16 protein-coding genes are annotated in these 21,205 nt (G+C 61.7%); 8 read left to right on the forward strand and 8 right to left on the reverse strand.

Features of this window, described 5'->3' with window-relative positions; all coding sequences use genetic code 11:
* Positions 1-197 precede the first annotated feature (197 nt).
* A complete protein-coding gene (locus FEZ21_RS15770) occupies positions 198-1,484 on the forward strand; it encodes an amidohydrolase (RefSeq protein WP_127195328.1) in 1,287 nt (428 codons plus the stop codon).
* Between the two features lie 18 nt (positions 1,485-1,502).
* Here FEZ21_RS15770 and FEZ21_RS15775 read toward each other — a convergent pair whose 3' ends face one another.
* On the reverse strand, positions 1,503-2,177 hold the full coding sequence (locus FEZ21_RS15775; RefSeq protein WP_003445922.1) for an MgtC/SapB family protein: 675 nt from the start codon (positions 2,175-2,177) through the stop codon (positions 1,503-1,505).
* Positions 2,178-2,356: 179 nt separating this feature from the next.
* Here FEZ21_RS15775 and alr point away from each other — a divergent pair, with 179 nt between their 5' ends.
* The gene (gene alr / locus FEZ21_RS15780; protein WP_029612909.1) at positions 2,357-3,586 is read left to right on the forward strand and encodes an alanine racemase; all 1,230 of its coding nucleotides are present in this window, start codon (positions 2,357-2,359) and stop codon (positions 3,584-3,586) included.
* 245 nt (positions 3,587-3,831) lie between these two features.
* A complete protein-coding gene (locus tag FEZ21_RS15785; protein WP_160627784.1) occupies positions 3,832-5,934 on the forward strand; it encodes a TonB-dependent siderophore receptor in 2,103 nt (700 codons plus the stop codon).
* A 54-nt stretch (positions 5,935-5,988) separates the two neighbouring features.
* On the opposite strand, the gene FEZ21_RS15790 is transcribed toward FEZ21_RS15785, so the two are convergent.
* Together FEZ21_RS15790 and FEZ21_RS15795 are read right to left on the reverse strand one after the other, a co-directional pair.
* Entirely contained in the window at positions 5,989-6,627 is a 639-nt protein-coding gene (locus tag FEZ21_RS15790; protein ID WP_160627786.1) for a hypothetical protein, read from the reverse strand.
* Positions 6,628-6,958: 331 nt separating this feature from the next.
* A complete protein-coding gene (locus FEZ21_RS15795; RefSeq protein WP_010657185.1) occupies positions 6,959-7,411 on the reverse strand; it encodes a carboxymuconolactone decarboxylase family protein in 453 nt (150 codons plus the stop codon).
* 112 nt (positions 7,412-7,523) lie between these two features.
* On the opposite strand from FEZ21_RS15795, the gene FEZ21_RS15800 reads away from it, so the two are divergent.
* The 4 genes from FEZ21_RS15800 (at position 7,524) to FEZ21_RS15815 (ending at position 12,605) form a co-directional block, all read left to right on the forward strand.
* A complete protein-coding gene (locus FEZ21_RS15800) occupies positions 7,524-8,924 on the forward strand; it encodes a PLP-dependent aminotransferase family protein (protein WP_010657186.1) in 1,401 nt (466 codons plus the stop codon).
* 170 nt (positions 8,925-9,094) lie between these two features.
* Positions 9,095-9,625, forward strand: a complete 531-nt coding sequence (locus FEZ21_RS15805; protein ID WP_010657187.1) for a sugar dehydrogenase complex small subunit — start codon at positions 9,095-9,097, stop codon at positions 9,623-9,625.
* Positions 9,618-11,240 carry a GMC family oxidoreductase gene (locus tag FEZ21_RS15810; RefSeq protein ID WP_003445936.1) on the forward strand — a complete coding sequence of 541 codons (1,623 nt, stop codon included), beginning with the start codon at positions 9,618-9,620 and terminating at the stop codon, positions 11,238-11,240. The genes FEZ21_RS15805 and FEZ21_RS15810 overlap by 8 nt, the downstream gene beginning before the upstream one ends.
* Before the next feature lie 3 nt (positions 11,241-11,243).
* Positions 11,244-12,605 (forward strand): cytochrome c, encoded by a 1,362-nt coding sequence (locus tag FEZ21_RS15815; RefSeq protein WP_160627788.1) that lies wholly within the window; start codon positions 11,244-11,246, stop codon positions 12,603-12,605.
* Positions 12,606-13,006: 401 nt separating this feature from the next.
* Here FEZ21_RS15815 and FEZ21_RS15820 read toward each other — a convergent pair whose 3' ends face one another.
* The 5 genes from FEZ21_RS15820 to FEZ21_RS15840 form a co-directional block, all read right to left on the reverse strand.
* Positions 13,007-14,332 (reverse strand): OprD family porin, encoded by a 1,326-nt coding sequence (locus FEZ21_RS15820; protein ID WP_003445946.1) that lies wholly within the window; start codon positions 14,330-14,332, stop codon positions 13,007-13,009.
* Positions 14,333-14,400: 68 nt separating this feature from the next.
* Positions 14,401-15,603: a 3-oxoadipyl-CoA thiolase gene (locus FEZ21_RS15825; RefSeq protein WP_003445947.1), complete on the reverse strand. Its 1,203-nt coding sequence runs from the start codon at positions 15,601-15,603 to the stop codon at positions 14,401-14,403.
* On the reverse strand, positions 15,596-17,155 hold the full coding sequence (locus FEZ21_RS15830; RefSeq protein WP_003445956.1) for a 3-hydroxyacyl-CoA dehydrogenase: 1,560 nt from the start codon (positions 17,153-17,155) through the stop codon (positions 15,596-15,598). The genes FEZ21_RS15825 and FEZ21_RS15830 overlap by 8 nt, the downstream gene beginning before the upstream one ends.
* Positions 17,156-17,182: 27 nt before the next feature.
* Complete coding sequence (locus FEZ21_RS15835) at positions 17,183-18,370, reverse strand: CaiB/BaiF CoA-transferase family protein (protein WP_160627790.1); 1,188 nt, start codon at positions 18,368-18,370, stop codon at positions 17,183-17,185.
* 93 nt (positions 18,371-18,463) lie between these two features.
* Positions 18,464-20,191 (reverse strand): acyl-CoA dehydrogenase family protein, encoded by a 1,728-nt coding sequence (locus FEZ21_RS15840; protein ID WP_010657190.1) that lies wholly within the window; start codon positions 20,189-20,191, stop codon positions 18,464-18,466.
* 113 nt (positions 20,192-20,304) lie between these two features.
* On the opposite strand from FEZ21_RS15840, the gene FEZ21_RS15845 reads away from it, so the two are divergent.
* Positions 20,305-21,195 (forward strand): LysR family transcriptional regulator, encoded by an 891-nt coding sequence (locus FEZ21_RS15845; protein ID WP_003445970.1) that lies wholly within the window; start codon positions 20,305-20,307, stop codon positions 21,193-21,195.
* Positions 21,196-21,205: the final 10 nt, after the last annotated feature.

The following is a 21,205-nucleotide window of genomic DNA, read 5'->3' on the forward strand; positions in this document are numbered from 1 at the left end:
CCTGCAGGAGCGAGTTAACCCGCGATGGCAACGATGGTGGCCCGGCGCCAATGCCCGGTAATCGAACACTATCGGCCGGCTGCCTTTGAACCCGTCAGGGCAACCACATACCCTGAGCGGATCCACAACAACAAGAAGTGAACAGCATGCCCATGCCGCTACGACCTGGCCTCTTATACCTTGCATTGATCAGCGCAATGACTGCCACCACCACCCAGGCCGCTGACCTGAGCTGGGTTGACCCGGCGGTCGCCTCGGTCAACCAGGACGTCATCGATCTGCGCCACACCATTCACCAGAACCCCGAACTGGGCAATATGGAGGTTAAAACCGCTGCGCTGGTGGCCGATCGGCTCAAGGCGCTGGGGATTGAAGTGCGGACCCAGGTCGGTAAAACAGGCGTGGTCGGTGTGCTCAAGGGCGGCCTCCCCGGGCCGGTGGTTGCACTGCGTGCCGATATGGACGCGCTGCCCGTCAAGGAAATGAACGACCTGCCCTATGCCAGTAAAGCCACCGGCATACGCCTGGGCAAAACCGTGCCGGTGATGCATGCCTGTGGTCATGACACCCATACCGCCATGCTGTTGGGTGCCGCCAGGGTACTGGCCGAGCATCGGGACCAGGTGGCCGGTACCGTGGTGTTCCTGTTCCAGCCGGCCGAAGAAGGCGCCGCCGATGTGGATGACTCGCAGACCGATACCCTGATCGGTGCCCAGGCCATGATCCGTGACGGCGCACTGGACGCGCCCAAGGTTGAAGCCATTTTCGGGGTTCACGTGATGGCGGGCTACCCCACCGGGCACCTGTACTACAAGGCCGGCACGGTGCTTAACAGCAGCGATCAGTTCCGCATTACCCTCAACGGTCAACAAACCCATGGCTCGGCACCCTGGAGCGGAGCCGATCCGATTGTTGCCAGCAGCGCCGTCATTGGTGGTCTGCAGACCCTGGTGAGCCGCCGTGCGGATCTGAGCCAGGGCATGGCCGTGGTCAGTGTCGGAACCATCAATGGCGGCTCGGCCAGCAACATCATCCCGCAGTCAGTCGAGCTCACCGGGACCATTCGCAGCAACAGCCCGGCGATCCGCGACACCATCCTGAAAAAAATGCCGCCACTGGTTCAGGGCATTGCCAGTGCCTATGAGACCCGGGGCGATCTCTTGCTGCTCAACCATACCCCGGTGACCGTCAACAACCCGGGCCTGACCGAGGCCATGGTGCCGGCACTGGAGCTGGCAGCACCGGGCAAGGTTGAGCGGCTGCCCGCCTCGCTGTCGCCCAGCGAAGACTTCTCGTATTACGCGCAAAAGGTCCCGGGGCTGTTCGTGTTTCTGGGGGCCACTCCCGCAGACCAGGACATGGCCTCGGCCCCCAACAATCACAGCCCCTACTTCACCGCCGATGACGCGACCCTTGCCACAGGGGTAAAGGCGCACGTGCAGTTCGTGCTCAATTATCCGGGGCGAGCCAACAGCAAGTCGTGACCGCTGCAAAACCGCAGGTTACTGAACAGACTGCTCTTCAGTAACCTGCGGTATGCCGAGGATGTCGTTGACGATGGCGTTGTACTCCAGCCGGGACGTGTTCCTGAACTCGATGGTGACGATTTCCGTGTCATGCACCGGCCCCCGCTCAGTCACCAGATGCTTGATGTTATCGGCCCGGGCGCCCAATACCTCCTTGAGCCGGCTCATTGTCAGCGTAGCGGTCGGCGCCACCAGCCTGACCACATGCACCTTCAGGTAATCGCGGTACTTGCGCTCCAGCGGCCCGAGAATTGCCAGAATCACCAGGATCAAGGCTGCGGCCGCCACCGACAAGGTATACAGCCCGCCGCCCACCGCCAGGCCAATGGCGGCCACTGCCCACAAGCTGGCCGCGGTGTTCAGGCCCCTGATCACGGCACCACGCTGCAAAATTGAGCCCGCCCCCAAAAAGCCGATGCCGGTCACCACCTGTGCCGCGATCCGTGAAGGGTCCAGCTGGGTACCGGGCATGGTCAGGGCCTGCTGGAAACCAAAGGCCGAGACCATCATGAACAGGCAGGCGCCGGTACACACCAGCATGTGGGTACGCAATCCTGCGGACCAGAACAGATGCTCCCGTTGCAGCCCGATCAGACAGCCCAGCAAGGCCGCCAATAACAAACGTAAACACATCTCCGGATCTGAAATCATCGCCCGCGTCCCCCCGCAAACTTTCGAGCATAGCCAAGCTTTGGGGATCGGCCACAGATCATCGGCATCACGACACAATGAGACAGATCCGCGGCCAGGGGAGTGACTTTAGCCAGCGTCAAATCTAGTATCGCCCCGCCCTATTACCTCCCTAAAAATAAAGTATGGAAACGCTGATGATGCCCTTCACTCGCACCCTGCTCGCCCTCTCTCTGGGTATGGCTCTGCTGCAAAACCCGGCCTTCGCCGCCCCGCCCCTGACGATGACCGATGGTGTGGCACAGGTCAGTACCCAGGACAGCAATGCCTGGGTCGAAATCAACAAGGCTGCCTTTGAAAACAATATCCGGGTGCTGCAAGCCACTCTGGATGGCAAGTCGAAAATCTGCGCCGTGCTCAAGGCCGATGCCTACGGTCACGGTATCGGTCTGCTGATGCCGTCGGTGATTGCCATGGGCGTTCCCTGTGTCGGGGTTGCCAGCAACGAAGAAGCCCGTGTGGTGCGCGAAAGCGGCTTCAAGGGCCAGTTGATCCGCGTACGCACCGCCGCCCTCAGCGAGCTGGAAGCAGCGCTGCCGTACAACATGGAAGAACTGGTGGGCAACCTCGACTTCGCGGTCAGGGCCAGCCTGATTGCCGAGCAACACGGTCGCCCGCTGGTGGTCCATCTGGGGTTGAACTCCAGCGGCATGAGCCGTAACGGCGTGGAAATGACCACCGCCCAGGGGCGCCGTGACGCGGTGGCCATCACCAAAGTGCCGAACCTTGAAATACGGGCGATCATGACCCACTTCGCCGTCGAGGATGCCGATGACGTGCGCGCCGGGCTCAAGGCTTTCAACCAGCAGGCGCAGTGGCTGATGAACGTCGCCGGGCTCGATCGCAGCAAAATCACCCTGCACGCGGCCAACTCGTTCGCCACCCTGGAAGTGCCGGAGTCGCATCTGGACATGGTCCGCCCCGGCGGCGCGCTGTTCGGTGACACCGTACCGTCCCACACAGATTACAAACGGGTGATGCAATTCAAGTCCCACGTGGCCTCGGTCAATAGCTACCCCAAGGGCAATACCGTCGGTTACGACCGCACCTACACCCTGGGTCGTGACTCGAAACTGGCCAACATCACAGTCGGTTACTCCGACGGTTACCGTCGTGCGTTCACCAACAAAGGCATTGTGCTGATCAACGGCCACCGCGTGCCGGTGGTGGGCAAAGTATCGATGAACACCCTTATGGTTGACGTCACCGATGCCCCGGACGTGAAAAGCGGTGATGAAGTGGTGCTGTTCGGCCAACAGGGCAAGGCGCAAATCAGCCAGGCAGAGGTCGAAGACATCAACGGCGCGCTGCTGGCCGACCTGTACACCGTATGGGGCAACTCCAACCCGAAGATCCTGATCGACCAATAACAACCTGAACCCTGAACCTGTAGGAGCGAGCTTGCCTCGCGAGCTCTTGGCGATTTATGCGCCACGTGCAAAAAGCTCGCGAGGCAAGCTCGCTCCTACCGTTGGGTAGACCGCAGCATGATCGCCCCTCCGGTAAACGCGAATCGTAAAGATTGGTAAATGGCATTGATTGTTATTTGCGAGAATGTAAAAATTTGTAACCCATTCTCGTTTACGCAGTTCCATGCCCGGAGTATTCGCAGATCATGCGCAAAATGTTCACCCTGCCCACGTCAGCCCTCACCCTGATCGCCCTGGGCATTCTCAACAGTGCCGTTGCCGACACCCTGGACCTGCCCACCACAAGCATCACTGGCGACGGTGAAGACGCGCCGCAGGGTTATCAGGCCAGGCCGAATGCCAGCACCACCCGCCTGAACCTCAGCGCCGGGCAAACCCCTCAAGGCGTGACCAGCATCAAGCGCGAGCAACTGGATGACTTCAAACTCAACAGTATCCGCGACGTGCTGGGCAGCACCCCGGGGGTCAACGTGCAGAAGATCGAGACCGATCGTACTTACTTCACCGCCCGCGGCTTCGACATCACCAACTTTCAGTACGACGGCATGGGTATGCCGTTGAACGGCGGGTTGCTGGTGGGCGATATCGACATGGCGCCCTATGAGCAAGTGGACATTTTGCACGGCGCCAACGGCCTGATGACCGGCAGCGGCAACCCCTCGGCCACGGTCAACTTTGTGCGCAAGCGCCCCACCTATGACACCGAAGCCAAGGTCAGTGTCAGTGCCGGGTCCTGGGACAAGCGCCGCGTCGACCTCGATGTCTCAGGGCCTCTGACCGACTCGGGAAATGTCCGTGGACGGGTGATTTATGCCAACGAGACGGGCAATTCCTACCTCGACCGCTACTCCCGGGAGAAGAATATTTTCAGCGGCCTGCTAGCCTTCGACCTGAGCGATAGCGACACCCTGACCCTGGGCATCGAAGACCAGAAGAGCAATGCCAACGGCGCCAGCTGGGGCGCGCTGCCGCTGACCGATGCCAGCGGCAAGGCGCTGCACTACAGCAGCACCCGTTCCAGCATCGCCCAACCCTGGGTGTACTGGGACGTGCATACCACCCGCGCCTTTGCCGAGTGGCAACACAGCTTCGCCAATGACTGGAAGTCGACGCTGACCCTGACCGCCATGGAGCACCGCGAAGACACCGACATGTTCTACGTGTATGGCGACAGCGGCTCGGCCACCGGGTTCACCGGTCTTGCCTCCAACTACAAGGACAAGACCCGCGAGCTGGATGGCGACATTTCCTTCAGCGGGCCTTTTACCCTCGGCGGTCGTGAACACCAACTGACCTTCGGCGCCAACGTGGCCCGCTCGCGCACCCAGGAGACCTCGCTGTATGGCTCCTCGTCGTACGACACCGACGTCTCGCTGCAAGATGCCCTCAACGGGGTAATTCCCAAGCCCACCTACAACATCGCCAATGCCGCTGATACCTCGAACTACACCGACCGGCAGAAAAGTGTCTATGCCGGCACACGTTTGAGCCTGACCGACGATCTGCACCTGATCATCGGGGCGCGCATGCTCAGCGCCGACAGCGACGGCGAGAACTACGGCTCGGCCCGGGATGTGAGCATCCATGGCAAGGTCACGCCCTATGCGGGCGTGGTTTACGACCTGACCGAGCAATACTCGCTGTATGCCAGCTACACCGAGATATTCAATCCCCAGTACTACCTCAACACCCAGGGCAAAGTGATCGACCCGCTGCAAGGCAAGAGTTACGAAGCGGGCATCAAGGGCCATTTGCTGGATAACAAACTGGATGTCAGCGCGGCGGTATTCCACACCAGGCAGGACAACGTGGCCACCTATGCCGGCTTTAATCCGGCGCTGGGCGGGTATCTGTATGACGGCATGTCCTACAAGAGCGACGGGATAGAGCTTGAGGCGTCCGGGGAACTGGCGCCGGGCCTGCAAATCAGCGGCGGCTACACCTATGTGTACATCACCGATGCCGACAATGACCGCGGGCGCAAATTCATCCCGCGCAATGCCCTGACCTCATCCATGACCTACAAACTGCCGATGGCGCCGAAGGTCAAGGTGGGTGGCAGCCTGAAATGGCAAAGCAAAATCGAGAACGACGATGCCCCGGCGGCCAACCAGGCGGCCTACGCGCTGGTGGGCCTGATGGCCAGCTACGACATCGATGCGCACTGGAGCACCCAGCTCAACCTGGACAACCTCACCAACCGCAAGTACCTGCAAAGCGTGCGCTACGGTCAAAGCAACTATGGCGATCCGCGCAACGTGACGGCGTCGGTCAGCTGGAAGTTCTAAGAAAGGCCTGGCCGACCCCATCGCCGGCAAGCCGGCTCCCACACAAGCCAGTTCTCACTGGTGGAAGGCATCCCTCTTCCTGTAGGAGCTGGCTTGCCAATGATGGAAGGCATCCCTCTTCCTGTGGGAGCTGGCTTGCCACTGGTGGAAGGCATCCCTCTTCCTGTGGGAGCTGGTTGCCACTGATGGAAGGCATCCCTCTTCCTGTAGGAGCTGGCTTGCCAGCGATGGAAGACATCCATCCTCCTGTGGGAGCTGGCTTGCCACTGATGGAAGACATCCCTCTTCCTGTAGGAGCTGGTTGCCAGCGATGGAAGGTATCCCTCTCCTGTGGATGCTGGCTTGCCACTGATGGAAGGCATCCCTCTTCCTGTAGGAGCTGGCTTGCCAGCGATGGAAGGCATCCCTCTTCCTGTGGAAGCTGGCTTGCCACTGGTGGAAGGCATCCCTTTTCCTGTAGGAGCTGGCTTGCCAGCGATGGAAGATATCCCGCCTCCTGTGGAAGCTGGCTTGCCAGCGATGGAAGGTATCCCTCTTCCTGTGGAAGCTGGTTGCCACTGATGGAAGGTATCCCTCTTCCTGTAGGAGCTGGCTTGCCAGCGATGGAAGGTATCCCTCTCCTGTGGGAGCTGGTTGCCACTGGTGGAAGGCATCCCTCTCCTGTGGAAGCTGGTTGCCACTGATGGAAGGCATCCCTCTTCCTGTGGAAGCTGGCTTGCCACTGGTGGAAGGCATCCCTCTTCCTGTGGAAGCTGGCTTGCCACTGATGGAAGGCATCCCTTCTCCTGTGGAAGCTGGCTTGCCACTGATGGAAGGCATCCCTTTTCCTGTAGGAGCTGGCTTGCCAGCGATGGAAGATATCCCTCCTCCTGTGGAAGCTGGCTTGCCACTAATGGAAGGCATCCCTTCTCCTGTGGGAGCTGGCTTGCCACTGGTGGAAGGCATCCCTCTTCCTGTGGAAGCTGGCTTGCCAGCGATGGAAGGCATCCCTTCTCCTGTGGGAGCTGGCTTGCCAGCGATGGCATCAACCCCGGGCCGCTGCCGGGGTCATGCGAAAGGCCACACCGAAGCGGTTGAAGGCATTCATCAGGCCGATGGCATAGGTCAGGTCCGCCAGTTCCTGGTCGCTGAATTCGGCGGTTGCTAGTTCATAGTCCGCATCGCCAACGCCGGTTTGCTCGACCCGGGTGACGCTTTCAGCCCATCTCAATGCAACCCGCTCCCGTGCGCTGAACAACTCCCCCCCTTCCTGCCACACCGGCACCAGCACCAGTTTTTCCACGGCCATGCCGTGCTTGAGCAAATCCCGCGAGTGGAGATCGATGCAGTAGGCACAGCCGTTTATTTGTGAAACCCGCAGATACACCAGGTCGATCAGGGCTTTGGGCAGGCTGCTGTTTTGCACACAGGCATAGACATTGGCAAATGCCCGGTTGCCCTCCGGTGACGCCTTGGAGTAATCGATACGCTGACTCATGAACTGTCCTTGCAGTGGCACATTAGGTGGGGCCATAGTGCCGATTCTTGGCCCTGCCAAAAAGAGCCAAGAATCGTCTTTATCCATAGGCCATGATTCCTTCAGGCAGACCATGAAAACCACCGCGCCGCGCATTTCCCCCCTGGACCCGGGCTCCAGCGAACCCATCTACCGTCAACTTTATGAGCATTTGCGCGCGGCCATTGCCAGCGGCTCGCTGAAACCCGGTGAACGGGTACCCGCAGCACGGGCTCTGGCCAAAGAGTTGGGCCTGGCCAGAGGCACTGTGGACAGCGCGTATTCACTGCTGACCGGCGAAGGCTATCTGCAGGCGCGGGGTCAGGCAGGCACAGTCGTGACACCGGGGATCAGCCTCAATCCCGGACCGCTACCTGCCCTTGCCGCCGCCAGCCCGGCCCTGCCCCGGCAAACGGCAATCATGCCCTTTCAAATGGGCCTGCCGGCGCTGGACGTTTTCCCGCGAAAAACCTGGGCCCAGATCAGTGCTCGGTGCGTGCGCAGCGCCACCATCGAGGACATGGCCCTGCCTTCGGACCAGGGCCTGGAATCGTTGCGCACCGCCATTGCCGGTTACCTGCAGGTTGCCCGCGGGATTAGCTGCACGCCGTCCCAGGTGTTCATCACCTCGGGCTATCGGGACAGCCTGTCGCTCATCGCCCATGCCTTGCTCAAACCTGGGGAGCAGGTGCTGGTGGAAGACCCGGGGTATCCGCCCACCCGCCAGTTGCTCGAAGCCCTGGATATACAAGCGGTCCCCGCCGCTGTGGATCAGGACGGCATGGCCCTGCCCGACGACATGGGCCAGGGATACCGGGCGGCCATTGTCACGCCGGCCCATCAAAGCCCGCTGTGTGTATCCCTGGCACTGCCGCGCCGCCTGCAATTGCTGGCATGGGCCAGCCGGCAACAGGCCTGGATTGTCGAAGACGATTACGACGGCGAGTACCGCTACAGCAGTCGCCCGCTGCCGGCACTCAAAAGCCTGGACCGCGATGGCCGGGTGATTTACAGCGGCACCTTCAGCAAAGTGCTGTTCCCCGGGCTACGCCTGGCCTATCTGGTGGTACCCGAAGCGCAAATCCAGCGTTTCGAAAGCATCAGCCAGGTTTTTCGCAGCGGTTGCCCGCCACTGACCCAGGCCATCGTCGCGGCCTTTATGAGCCAGGGTCACTTTGCCCGGCATATCCAGCGCATGCGCAAACTCTATGGCGAACGCCGGGCCATGGCCGTGAGCGGGCTGAGCAAAGTGCTGGGCGAACACATCCGGATTGATGCCAACCCCGGAGGCATGCATCTGATCCTGCGCCTGGCAGATCCGCAACCAGACCGGTTACTGGTGCAGCGCATGCGCCAGCACGGCCTGTTCGCCGAAGCACTGAGCGAATGGAGCCTGCAGAGCACACCTCAGTCGGCTCTTCTGCTCGGCTTTGCCAACATCCCGTCACAAGCCAGCGCCGAAGCCCTGGGCCAGCGCATTCTGGCACTTATGTAGCAGCGGCCAGGGCACTGAAAGAATTAAAGATAGTTAGCTAAACATTTGTTATTCTTGCCTCCCCCTACCGCTGGCGACTAACCACCGCCAGCGCCCCCCCCCGCGCCATCACTTCGCTGATTGCGCAAGCTTCACTCCTATAACGAAAACCTGCCACGACAGGAAGTACCATGAATTGCCTGAATGAACTGAAGAAGCCTACGCGGCGCGTGCTGCTGAAAGGGCTCTTGACTGCTTATACCGCGTCCCTGATTCCCTTCGCCCTGGCCGAAACGGTCGACACGCCAGAACAGGGTGCCTTTGTGGCGCTGTCAGCGATCATCGCCGGGCGTCAAAGCCTCGATCCGGTGCTGGCCCGCATGCTGTACAACGCCCTGGTTGAACAAGACCCCGGTTTTCCCCAGGCGGCCAAAGAGCTGCTGGCACTGATCAATCAACGCCAGATTGATCCCATGCAACTGCAAAAGACCCTGGACGACGAAAAATCCTCCCTGGCCAGCGTGCCGCGCAAAGTGGCCATGGCCTGGTTCATGGGCGTAGTCGGCAGCGGCGCCCAGGCCCGTTGCCTGGCGTACGAGCATGCACTCAATGCGCAGATCGTGGCTGACGTGCTCAAGCCACCGACCTATGCCTATGGCGCTTATGGAAGCTGGGCTCGCAACCCGACAGTCGAATTGAAAAAAGAGGTGAACAATGTCTGATCAACTGTCCGCGGACATCGTCATCATCGGCTCGGGTATCTGCGGCGCCATGGCTGCCACTCACCTGCTCAAGCAAGGCGCTTCGGTACTGATTCTCGAAGCCGGCGGTCCTATCGATCGCGGGCGTGTGGTGGCCGCGTTCCGCAACTCGACACGTAAAAGTGACTGGATGTCGCCCTACACCTGTAGCGACATTGCCCCGCACCCGATCTACAAGCCCACCGACAACGGTTATCTGGTCCAGGGCGGCCCTTACCCGTACCCGGCCGAATACATCCGTGGCGTCGGCGGCACCACCTGGCACTGGGCAGCGCAGGCATGGCGCCTGGTACCCGGCGACATGCGGATCAAGACCCTCTACAACCTGGGCGTCGACTGGCCCATGAGCTACGAAGAACTCGACCCTTTCTATCAGCAAGCGGAAGAGATCTGGGGCGTGTCAGGCGCCGAAAACACCGGTTCACCCCGCAGCCAGCCGTTCCCGATGGAGCCCGTGACCGAACCCTACGCCATGCGCCGCATCCGCGAACGCCTGGCCCCGGCGTTCCCGGTAGTGGGTAACACCACGGCCCGTAACAGCCGCGCCTATGACGGTCGCCCGGCCTGCTGTGGCAACAACAGCTGCCAGCCGATCTGCCCGATTGACGCGCAATACCATGGCGGCATCGCGATCCAGACCGCAGTGGACGCAGGCGCCCAACTGCAGGTCAACGCCGTGGTTTACCGCATCGAACATGATGACAAGGGCCATATCGTGGCCGTGCACTACTTCGACGCGGACAAACAGTCGCACCGGGTCACCGGCAAGACTTTCATCCTCGCGGCCAACGGCATCGAAAGCCCGAAACTGCTGCTGATGTCTGCCAGCGACAAGTACCCCAACGGCCTGGCCAACAGCTCGGGCATGGTGGGTCGCAACCTGATGGACCACCCGAGCACCTCGCTGACCTTCGATGCCGATGAAGAACTGTGGCTGGGTCGTGGCCCGCAAAGCCCGAGCTCGATCAATACCATGCGCGATGGTGAGTTCCGCTCTGAGCACGCCCCGTATCGCCTGGATTTCACCAATATTTCCCGGGTCAACAGCGCCACTGACGCGCTGATCACGGCCGGGGTCTACGGTGCCGAATTCGAGAAGCAGTTGCGTCACCGCGCCGCCTTTGAAATGAGCCTCAAGGACGTGCTGGAAGTACTGCCCAACCCTGAGAACCGCATCAGCCTGAGCGACCAGAAAGACAAGCTGGGGTTGCCAAAACCCAAGGTCAACTACGCCATCGACGAATACACCCGCAAGGGTGCAGCGCGGTCCCACAAAGACTTCGCCCGGATTGCCGAAATGATGGGCGGGACCAATCTGCGCTACAGCGCCGAAGGCAGCTTTGCCAACAACCAGCACATCACCGGCACCATGAGCATGGGCATCGACCCGAAGACTTCGGTCTGTGACAGCTATGGCCGTACCCACGACCACGACAACCTGTTCATTTGCAGCACCGGGGTGATGCCGACCTCCGCCACCATGAACTCGACCCTGACCGCTGCGGCACTGACCTTGCGCACTGCGCAACACATCCTGCCGAACCGGATCATTGCCACTGAACAGGGACGGGGTTGAGCCATGAACTGGAATCTTGTTTCCCTTAGCGCGCTGATGCTGCTGGCACTCAACGTCAATGCTGCCGATGACGCACAGATCAAACGTGGCCAGTACCTGTCCACCGCCGGTGACTGCGTCGCCTGCCACAGCGTGCCCGGTGGCAAACCCTTTGCCGGCGGTCTGGCGCTGCCTACGCCGATCGGCGAAATCATCGCCACCAACATCACCCCGTCGAAAACGGCGGGTATCGGCAACTACAGCCTGGAGCAGTTCAGCGATGCCCTGCGCAAGGGTGTGCGTGCCGACGGCCAGCATCTTTATCCCGCCATGCCTTACACCGCTTACGCCAAAGTCAGCGATGAAGACATCAAGGATATGTACGCCTACTTCATGAACGCCGTGGAGCCGGTGGACAGCCCGACCAAAGCCACCGAGCTGCCGTTTCCGTTCAACATTCGCCTGTCCATGGCGGCGTGGAACCTGTTGTTTCTCGACAACAGCACCTTCGTTGCCGATACCGGCCGCGACCCCGAATGGAACCGTGGCGCCTACCTGGTTCAGGGCCTGACCCACTGCAGCACCTGCCACACCCCGCGCAATCTGCTGATGGCCGAAGTCTCGTCCAAAGAGCTGGCCGGTGGTGATGTAGGGACCTGGCACGCGCCGAACATCACCTCCGACCTCAACAGCGGTATCGGTGGCTGGGACAACGCGCAGCTGGTGGCGTACCTGAAAACCGGCGAAGTCCGGGGCAAGGCACAAGCTGCCGGGCCGATGGCCGAAGCGGTGGATCACAGCCTGCAGTACATGAACGACAGCGACCTCAAGGCCATTGCCGTTTACCTCAAGGCCCTGCCTGCTCAGCACAACCCGGCTGACAGCAAACCGGTGTATGCCCTTGGCCAAGCCACCGACGAGCTGAACAGCATCCGTGGCGTAGAGTTGCCGGCTGATGGCGACAAAATGACCGGTGCGCAGATCTACGATGCCTACTGCAGTTCCTGTCACCAGGCCCAGGCCCAGGGCAGCTTTGAAGGCGCCCTGCCTTCGTTGCTGCACAACACGGCGGTCGGACGCAGTAATCCGGCCAATCTGGTAATGGTGATTCTGGAAGGCGTGAAACGTGGCGCTGACGGTCAGGACATCCGCATGCAAGGTTTCGCCAAGACCCTGAGTGACCAGCAGGTAGCGACACTGGCCACCTGGCTGACCGAGCATTACGGCAACCCGCAGGTCAAAGTCAGCGCCGCCCAGGTCAAGCAAACCCGCGCAGGCGGCCCCGTCTCGCACCTGGCCGCACTGGCCCAGGGCGCGATTGCCGCCGGCGTCATTGTTTTGATCCTGCTGCTGGTATGGCGAGCACGTCGCAAACGCCGGGGTTAAGCCCAAACTTGTTCGCGATGGCCTAACCGCCATCGCTGGCAAGCCAGCTCCCACAGATCACCCTTTGTGGGAGCCGGGCTTGCCCGCGATGGCAGCACCGCGGGCCGGCAGTCATGTCGATTTGTCTGCATCGCTGGCAAGCCAGCTCCCACAGGTATCGGGGAGCCGCACCACACTACCCTTCGTGGGAGCCGGGCTTGCCCGCGATGGCAGCACCGCGGGCCGGCAGTCATGTCGAATTGTCTGCATCGCTGGCAAGCCAGCTCCCACAAAGCCCGGGCGTTGTATACAACCTGTAGGAGCGAGCTTGCTCGCGAGCTTTTCAACACCGCAACAAAGAGCTCGCGAGCAAGCTCGCTCCTACAGGTTACTGGCCGCTCCCTCAAAGCTCGCGCCTACGTTCAGAACAACGCTAGGCTATAGCTGAGAATCAATCGGGTCTGGTCCTGATCGGGGGCCGCCTGCGAACGCAATGTTGCATACCGCGCCCCGAGCCCCAGCCCTTTGAACGTCCCCTCTTGGATCACGTAATCGAGCAACAGATCGCGTTCCCATTCCTTGTGCTCATCCCCTGAAACGGTGCGGATCCCGTCGCCCTTGAGGTAGACCATCGACGCCCGTAAACCCGGGACACCAACAGTGGAAAAATCATAGGCGTACTGCCCGAACCAGGTGTTCTCACCGGCCCGGTTGAAACTGGTCAGCAAGCGATCGGTAAACAGGTACAGGCTCGCACCTCCCGCGCCCTTGTCCGGCAATGAGCCCTGATTGAGCTGCACGAAGTTGCTGGCATCCGAAACGCTTTGATAACCACCGGTCAACCCATGGCCACCCAGGTTCCAGGTGAACATCGCACTCCAGGTGCGGTTGTCGATTTCACCTCTGCCATCGCGGGTATAGCCCCCCACCCGATAGCCGTCAGAACGACCACCGCCGCTGCCGTTCGCCCCGCTCGACCCGGTGTCGAAGTAACGCAGGTCGGTCTTGATCGACTGCCCTTCACCCAGTGCCCAGGTATGCTGCAAGCCGAAAAACTGCTGGGTGTAGTAGTTCTCCAGGTTGGCCGCGTAGTACTGCAGGAGCAGATCGCGGCCGGCCTTGTAATCGGCGCCGGCAAACACAAAGTCATTGCTCTGGCGCGTTCCGCCCGCCACGGCCAGCCCGGTGCGGTCACTTGAACCGCGCCCGGTGGCCTGTTCAATACGCCCGGCCGTAAGGGTCAGGTTGTCGAGGTCATGGCTGGTGAGCTGTACACCTTCAAAGGTTTGCGGCAACAGACGGCCGTCGTTGGCCACCAGTACCGGCAATTTGGGCTGCAGAGTACCCACCCGGGCTTCGGTTTGCCCCAGCCGCACCTTGCCGGTCAGGCCCAGACGGCTCCAGTCACTGGCAACCCCCTGGCCATCGTCCGGGATCATGCTGCTGCCGCGATGCCTGCCTGCACCGCTGTCCAGGGTCAGGCCTTGCAGCACCAGGGCATCCACGCCAAACCCCAGGGTCCCCCGGGTAAACCCCGAGGTGAAATTGAGCATGAAACCCTGGGCCCACTCCTCGGTTTTAGCCTGCCCGGACGGTCCGCGCTGGTCGCGAAAGTCATGGCTGAAGTACAGATTGCGCAAGCCCAGGCTGGCATGACTGTCGCTGACAAAGTCGGCGTGTGCGGCCTGGCCGACCGCACAGCTCAAGGTCCCCAGAACCAGGCAGGACAGGGGTGAAGGTGTATTCATGGCAAAGTTTTCCCTTGGGCGGTTACACGCCCTGTTTTTATTTTAGGTTCGAGGGTATTGCGAAAAAATCACACGCGCTCGATCACCATCGCCACGCCTTGGCCGACACCTACGCACAGGCTGACCACCGCATAACGCTGTTGCTGACGCTGCAAGGTACGGCAGGCACTCAGTACCAGCCGCGCACCCGATGCGCCCAGCGGATGGCCCATGGCAATTGCCCCGCCGTTGGGGTTGACCCGAGGGTCGTCGAAACTCAGTTCCAGGGCCTTGAGGCACCCCAGCACCTGTGGCGCGAAGGCTTCATTGATTTCGATCAGATCGACTTGCTCCAGGCCGATACCGGCCCGCTGCAACGCCACCACTATCGCCTGGTGCGGACCAATCCCCATGATCCGTGGCTCTACCCCGACCACCGCCGAGGACAGAATCCGCGCCATCGGCGCCACGCCATGGGCAAGGCCAATCTCTCGGTTGCCCAGCACCAGAGCGGCCGCGCCGTCGTTGATTCCCGAAGCGTTGCCTGCAGTGACCACCCCGCCCTCAAACAGGGGCTTGAGCCGCGATAACGCAGAGAAGTCGGACTGGGCCCGTGGATGCTCGTCGACACTTACCTGACGGGACTCACCCTTGCGCGCAGAAGGCACGTCTACAGCCATGATTTCGTCGTCCAGCACCCCTGCCAGCAAAGCCGCCTGATAACGGGACTGGGAGCCGGCGGCGAAGCGGTCGGCCTCCTCGCGGCTGATGTCGTACAGCCGGGCAAGGTTGTCGCCGGTCTGCGGCATGCTGTCATTGCCATAACGCTGTACCAGCCGGGGGTTGGCGAAACGGGCACCGATGGTGCTGTCCGCGATCTCCTGGCTGCGACTGAACGCAGTCTCGGCTTTGGAAATAACCAGTGGCGCCCGAGACATGCTCTCTACCCCGCCCGCCAGATACCAGCGACCCTCACCACAGGTAATGGCCCGGGCGGCATCGATCACTGCCGACAGACCACTGGCGCACAGGCGGTTGACCGTCTGCCCCGGCACCGTCATGGGCAAGCCGGCACTGAGCAAAGCATTGCGCGCCAGGTTGCGGCTGTCCTCGCCGGCCTGGTTAGTGCAGCCCAGAATCACGTCTTCCAGTGCTTGCACGGGCAGGCCCGAGGTCTGCACCAGACGGGCCAGCAGCTCACCCACCAGATCATCCGGGCGCACCGCCGACAGGCTGCCGCCATGGCGGCCAAAAGGCGTTCGCAAACCGCTGTAAACATAAGCCTCAAGCATGATTTATCTCCTGCTGAACAAGGTGGGCTGCGGGCAGCGGGTTTTCCGTCTGGCACAGCGCGATTCCCAGTCGCGCCCGGCGCCGCAACCAGCCGCTGGGGCGATAACGCGGGTCGCCGGTCAAGGCATGCATGCGCTGCAAAATCTGCAGCACCCGCCCGACGCCCAGCAGGTCGCCCCAGGCCAGTGGCCCCTGCGGATAACCAAGACCCAGGCGCACCGCGCCATCAATGTCAGCCACCGAGGCAATGCCCTGCTGGGCGATGTCGCAACCCAGATTGACGATGCAAGCCAGGGTGCGCTGCAGGATAAAACCGCAGCTGTCACCGATTACCACCACCGTGGCGCCATCGGCACTGAACAGGGCGTGGGCGACGTGTTGCATATCGACCCGGGTCACCGGAGTGGGCATCAGGCATCGCAGGTTATCCAGTTCCAGCAAGGTGTCGACCGCCACCGTGCGCGCCGGATCGGTGCCATGGCGCAGGGCCGACTCGGTGCAGTCATCACCCAGGGGCGCCAGCAGGCACAGGGCCTCGGCAGATGGCTGCGGACCATGCTCGATCCTGGCCCCCAGTTGCTCGAGCAACCTCAGCAGCCGGATTTTGCCGGTTTCATCATCACCTGCCACCCACACGGGCGGGATCTGCTTGCAGTCCGGTACCGGCTGGGCAAAGCGTGGCGCACCCGCCTTGCCCTGGTAACGATAAAAGCCCTGCCCGCTCTTGCGCCCCAGGTGCCCGCCCGCCAGCATCTGGTGCAACAGCGGATGGGGCCGGTAGCGCGGTTCCTGATAAAACTGGCGATATACCGATTCCATCACCGGCAGGCTGACATCCAGGCCAATCAGGTCGAGCAATTCGAACGGCCCCATCGCGAACCCGGCGCCGACCCTCAGCACCGCATCAATCAGGCCCGGCGGCGCCACCCCTTCACTGAGAATACGCAGCGCTTCGGTACCGAATGCCCGTCCGGCGTGGTTAACGATAAAGCCCGGCGAGTCCTTGCAGATCGCCGGACAGTGGCCGACATGGCGCACCAGCGCCTGTAACTGATCAATCACCTGCGGCGCGGTGGCGATACCGCCAATCACTTCGACGATGCGCATCAGGGGCACCGGATTAAAGAAGTGCAGCCCAGCCACCCGCTGCGGATGCGCGCAGACCGAAGCAATTGCCGTGATCGACAGAGACGAGGTGTTGCTTGCCAGCAGTGTCGCCGGATCGAGCAGCGCATCCAGTTGCCGGAACAGCTGCTGCTTGGCTTCCAGGTCCTCGACTATGGCCTCGATTACCACCTGGCAATCGTCCAGTTCCTGCAGGCTGTTGACCACCTGTACCCGATCCAGCGCCGCGCTGGCCGCCTGGGGGGTGATCCGGCCTTTTTGCCGGAGCATGGCGAAGGTCGACGCCAGTTGTTCCCGGGCGTTGGTGGCAGCACCCGGGCGCGTATCGAACAGCGATACCTTCAACCCGGCTTGAGCCATGACCTGAGCAATGCCCTGGCCCATGGCGCCCGTGCCGACCAGACCGATGGGTTGTTGTAATTGCATGCGCAGGACTCCGGTATTGGTAAGGAATCAGCCGCGCACAATGCCCGCGGCATAAAGTTTTTCGATCATCTGCGCGTCCAGCCCCATGCCCTGCAACACCTGGCGGGTGTCCTGCCCCAGGGCCGGAGGCGCGCTGCGATAGGTGGCCGGGGTACGCGAGAGCTTCACTGGCGAACCAATGCCGCGATAGTCACCGATCTCCACCAGCAGACCGCGATGCAAGGTGTGCGGGTGCACAACCACGGTGTCGATGGTGGCAATGGAGCCGCAGGGCACACCGAGCTGGATCAGCTGCGGCGCCAGCGTCGCCCCGTCGTGCCGGGCCAGGAGCTTTTCCAGCGCCTGTTTCAAGGCCTCGCGGTGCACCGAACGGGCGCCGTTGTCGATAAAACGCGGGTCTTGTGGCAAGTCCCCGGCGCCCAGTTGTTCGCACAGTCTGGCAAACTGCCGATCGTTGCCCACGGCCAGAAAAATCGGCTCGCTGGCGGTGCGGTAACTGTCATAGGGCGCGATATTGGGGTGGGCATTGCCGGTACGCTGCGGAACCTTGCCGGCCGCCAGATAGTTCGGCACATGGGGGTGCAGCAATGACACACCGCAGTCGTAAAGGGTGATGTCCAGCGACTGGCCCAAACCGCTGCGATGACGTTCATTGAGCGCCAGCAGCACCCCCGCCAGCGCATTGAGCCCGGTGACCATGTCGACGATAGGCAGGCCAATGCGCAACGGGCCGCCATCGGCTTCGCCGTTGACACTCATCAGCCCGGCCATGGCCTGGATCACTGCGTCGTAACCTGGCAGGCCGCCCAGCGGGCCGTCGCCGCCAAAACCGGAGATCGCGCAGTGGATCAGCCCGGGAAAGCGCTGGCTCAGGACATCGGCGTAATCAATTCCCCAGCGCTTGAGGGTACCGGGTTTGAAGTTCTCGATCAGGACATCGGCGTCCTCCAGCAATTGCATCAGCAACCCGATGCCTTCGGGGCGGGACAAGTCCACTGCAATCCCCTGCTTGTTGCGATTGACCCCGCGGAAATAGGACGCGTCGTCACCCTCGAACGGCGGGCCCCAGCCGCGGGTTTCATCGCCGCTCAAGGGTTCCAGCTTGATTACCTCGGCGCCATGGTCGGCCAGCGCCTGAGAACAATAAGGGCCGCCCAGTACGCGGCTGAGGTCGATCACTTTGAGGCCGTCGAGGGCCCCTTTGGGAGTGCTCATAGATACGCTCTGATGAATATCGAATTCAATCTGATTTCCTGTAGAAACGAGCTTTTGCGCGGTATTTCCAAATGCTCGCGAGCAAGCTCGCTCCTACAGGGTTTTGGGTAACAGCTGCAGGGCGTCGGCTTGCGTCAGCGGGCTTTCATTGGCCAGACGCGCCAGCAGGCCGGCCTCGATTTCCGGCTCCGGGCTCAGCGGGTCCCGTGGCAACAGCTTGTGTTGCAGCAACAGGTGCGCCAGAGCCAGACGCCGGTAATCACCCGCCTGCCGGCTGCTTTCCCAGGCCATGAATATCGCCGTGGCAATGTGATAGAGCGCGCTGCCCGCCAACCGCACCTGCTCGTCCCGTTGCTCATGGGCCACCTCGGCCACTCTGGCAACGGTGCGTTGCAGCACGCCCTCGAACAGACGCTGGCTGGCCGCAGGCAACTGCGCTTCGGCCAGCAGGTTGGCGAGAAACAGCTGCAAGGGTTCCAGCGCCTGCTCGCGGGTCACGGCACGGGCGATATCCAGCGCCACGATATTGCTGGTGCCTTCCCAGATCGAACCCAGGTGGGCGTCGCGTACCAGTCGGGCATCGCTCCATTCTTCGATGTAACCCACACCGCCACGCACTTCCATGGCATCGCCGGTGACCCGGCGGGCGTCGCGGCAAGCGCGGAATTTGATCAGCGGCGTGAGGATGCGCACGCATTTGCGGGCGGCCTCGTCGCCGGCATCGGCCTTGGGCAGCAGCGTGGCAATTTGCATGAACATCGAACGAGCCTGTTCGGTGGGCAGCATCATTTTCAGCAACTGGCGCTGCATCAAGGGCATTTCGATCAGGTGCCGGCCAAAAGCCCGGCGGTTACGGGCAATGTACAGCGACTCGTTGATACCCCGGCGCATCAGCCCGGCCGCACGTACGCCGTTGGACAGACGCGACATGTTGATCATGTCGGCCATCTGCTGGAACCCGCGCCCGACCTCCCCGATCAGATACGCCGTGGCGCCCTCAAGGGTGATTTCGCCACTGGCCATGGAGCGGCTGCCAAGTTTGTCCTTGAGCCGTTGAATCCGGTAGGCATTGCGCGAGCCGTCCGGGCGCAGCTTGGGCAGCAGAAACAGGCTGACCCCTTTCATGCCCGATGGCGCATCGTCGGGACGGGCCAGCACCATGGCCAGGTCAGCATCGGGGTTGGAGCAAAACCACTTTTCCCCGAACAACTGCCACTCGCCATCGATCTGCCGGGCCCGGGTTTCAGTGCGCGACACATCGGAGCCTGCAGCCTGCTCGGTCATGAACATGGCGCCCTGGAACAGACTGTCGAAATCCTGGGACACCAGCGACGGCAAGTAACGCGCCTGCAGTTGCGGGGAGCCGAACTTGCGCAGGGTGCGGGTCAGGGAATCGGTCATGCTCACCGGGCAGCACAGGCCGAACTCGGCCTGTACAAACAGGTAGGTCAGCGCGTATTTCGACAGCGCCAGTGTGCCGTCCTCACGGTGGCTCATGGCAGCCAGGCCCAGTTCGGCGTAGGCCACCCGCTCCAGCGCGACGAAGTCCGGGTGTTTTTGGATGCTTTGCAGGTCTTCACCACGGCGGGTGCGGGGCAACAGTTTCGGCGGATTTTTGTCGGCCGACAGCGCCAGCAGATCCAGTTCGCCACCGGCTCTGGCGCCCAGTTTGCGCCAGGTCGGCAGCCAGTGGTCATAGACCGCGGCTGGCAGATACACCTTGAGCAGCGCGGCCAGCCCGGCATCGCAATCGAACAGGTTAAGCCCCCGGCTGTCGGGGATATTCAAGGGGTCGTAGGCGCGGTCTGGCTGGGTATCCATGGCAGTTCTCCTGATTCTTGTGGTCCAAGAGTAGGGTCGCCATCGATAAGTATCTAATACAAAGTTAATCAACTACGATAACCAAAAATTATCGTAAGCCGAGGCCAATCCCCATGGATCTCAAGCAACTGCGTTACTTTGTAGCTGTGGCCGAAGAGCTGCATTTTGGCCGAGCCGCCGCCCGCCTGTTTATCTCCCAGCCAGCCCTGAGCTTCGACATCAAAAAGCTCGAAAGCCAGCTCGACATTCAGTTGCTCAACCGCAACAACAAGTCAGTGAGTCTGACCAATGCCGGTCAGGTGCTGCTCGACGAAGCCCGCTACCTGCTGCTGCGGGCCGAACAGGCCAGGCACCTGACCCGGCGCTCGGCCCAGGGTTTTGTCGGGCGCCTGAGTGTCGGCTTCGTCAACTCGATCCTGCATCGCGGCCTGCCACAGGCGGTCAGGATTTTCGAGCAGCAGCACCCCGACACCGAAATCGTATTGATGGAAATGAACAGTGCCGAGCAGGTCCAGGCCTTGCAGCGCGGGCAGATCGATATCGGCTTCGTGCACCGCAGCAAATTCCCCGAAAGCATCTGCTGCGAGCCGGTGCTGCGCGAGCCGTTCCTGTGCTGCCTCCCCGACTCGCACCGGCTGGCGGGTCAGGAGCGAATCGATCTGCAGGACCTTGCGGACGAAGATTTCATTCTGTTCCCGCGCAACGTGTCTCCCCACTATCACGACCTGATCATTGCCCACTGCGTGGCCGCCGGTTTCAGTCCGCGAATCCGCCATGAAACCCGGCTCTGGCAAACCGTGGTGTCTATGGTGGCCTACAACCTGGGCGTGGCGCTGGTACCCCAGACCCTGGCTGCAACCTGGAAACAGGGGGTGCACTATTGCCAAATCAACGGCAGCGGCGCGCACTCCGAAATTCATGCCATTCGCCAGGCCACGTTGCCCTCGGCGGCGGCACAAAGCCTGCTGGAGCTGTTCAAGGCCCAGCAACAGAACTGCCGCTGAAGCCTTTCGA

Source organism: Pseudomonas sp. 9.1(2019) (genome assembly GCF_009910445.1).
Classification (GTDB): Bacteria; Pseudomonadota; Gammaproteobacteria; order Pseudomonadales; family Pseudomonadaceae; genus Aquipseudomonas; species Aquipseudomonas paraversuta.

Excerpts from the sequence above, each read along its gene's own strand:
- alr (WP_029612909.1), top strand. The coding sequence starts at position 2,357 with ATGCCCTTCACTCGCACCCTGCTCGCCCTCTCTCTGGGTATGGCTCTG.
- FEZ21_RS15795 (WP_010657185.1), bottom strand. The coding sequence starts at position 7,411 with ATGAGTCAGCGTATCGATTACTCCAAGGCGTCACCGGAGGGCAACCGG.
- FEZ21_RS15835 (WP_160627790.1), bottom strand. The coding sequence starts at position 18,370 with ATGAGCACTCCCAAAGGGGCCCTCGACGGCCTCAAAGTGATCGACCTC.
- FEZ21_RS15815 (WP_160627788.1), top strand. The coding sequence starts at position 11,244 with ATGAACTGGAATCTTGTTTCCCTTAGCGCGCTGATGCTGCTGGCACTC.
- FEZ21_RS15775 (WP_003445922.1), bottom strand. The coding sequence starts at position 2,177 with ATGATTTCAGATCCGGAGATGTGTTTACGTTTGTTATTGGCGGCCTTG.
- FEZ21_RS15785 (WP_160627784.1), top strand. The coding sequence starts at position 3,832 with ATGCGCAAAATGTTCACCCTGCCCACGTCAGCCCTCACCCTGATCGCC.
- FEZ21_RS15810 (WP_003445936.1), top strand. The coding sequence starts at position 9,618 with ATGTCTGATCAACTGTCCGCGGACATCGTCATCATCGGCTCGGGTATC.
- FEZ21_RS15825 (WP_003445947.1), bottom strand. The coding sequence starts at position 15,603 with ATGCTTGAGGCTTATGTTTACAGCGGTTTGCGAACGCCTTTTGGCCGC.
- FEZ21_RS15840 (WP_010657190.1), bottom strand. The coding sequence starts at position 20,191 with ATGGATACCCAGCCAGACCGCGCCTACGACCCCTTGAATATCCCCGAC.
- FEZ21_RS15790 (WP_160627786.1), bottom strand. The coding sequence starts at position 6,627 with ATGCCTTCCATCAGTGGCAACCAGCTTCCACAGGAGAGGGATGCCTTC.
- FEZ21_RS15800 (WP_010657186.1), top strand. The coding sequence starts at position 7,524 with ATGAAAACCACCGCGCCGCGCATTTCCCCCCTGGACCCGGGCTCCAGC.
- FEZ21_RS15820 (WP_003445946.1), bottom strand. The coding sequence starts at position 14,332 with ATGAATACACCTTCACCCCTGTCCTGCCTGGTTCTGGGGACCTTGAGC.
- FEZ21_RS15845 (WP_003445970.1), top strand. The coding sequence starts at position 20,305 with ATGGATCTCAAGCAACTGCGTTACTTTGTAGCTGTGGCCGAAGAGCTG.
- FEZ21_RS15770 (WP_127195328.1), top strand. The coding sequence starts at position 198 with ATGACTGCCACCACCACCCAGGCCGCTGACCTGAGCTGGGTTGACCCG.
- FEZ21_RS15805 (WP_010657187.1), top strand. The coding sequence starts at position 9,095 with ATGAATTGCCTGAATGAACTGAAGAAGCCTACGCGGCGCGTGCTGCTG.
- FEZ21_RS15830 (WP_003445956.1), bottom strand. The coding sequence starts at position 17,155 with ATGCAATTACAACAACCCATCGGTCTGGTCGGCACGGGCGCCATGGGC.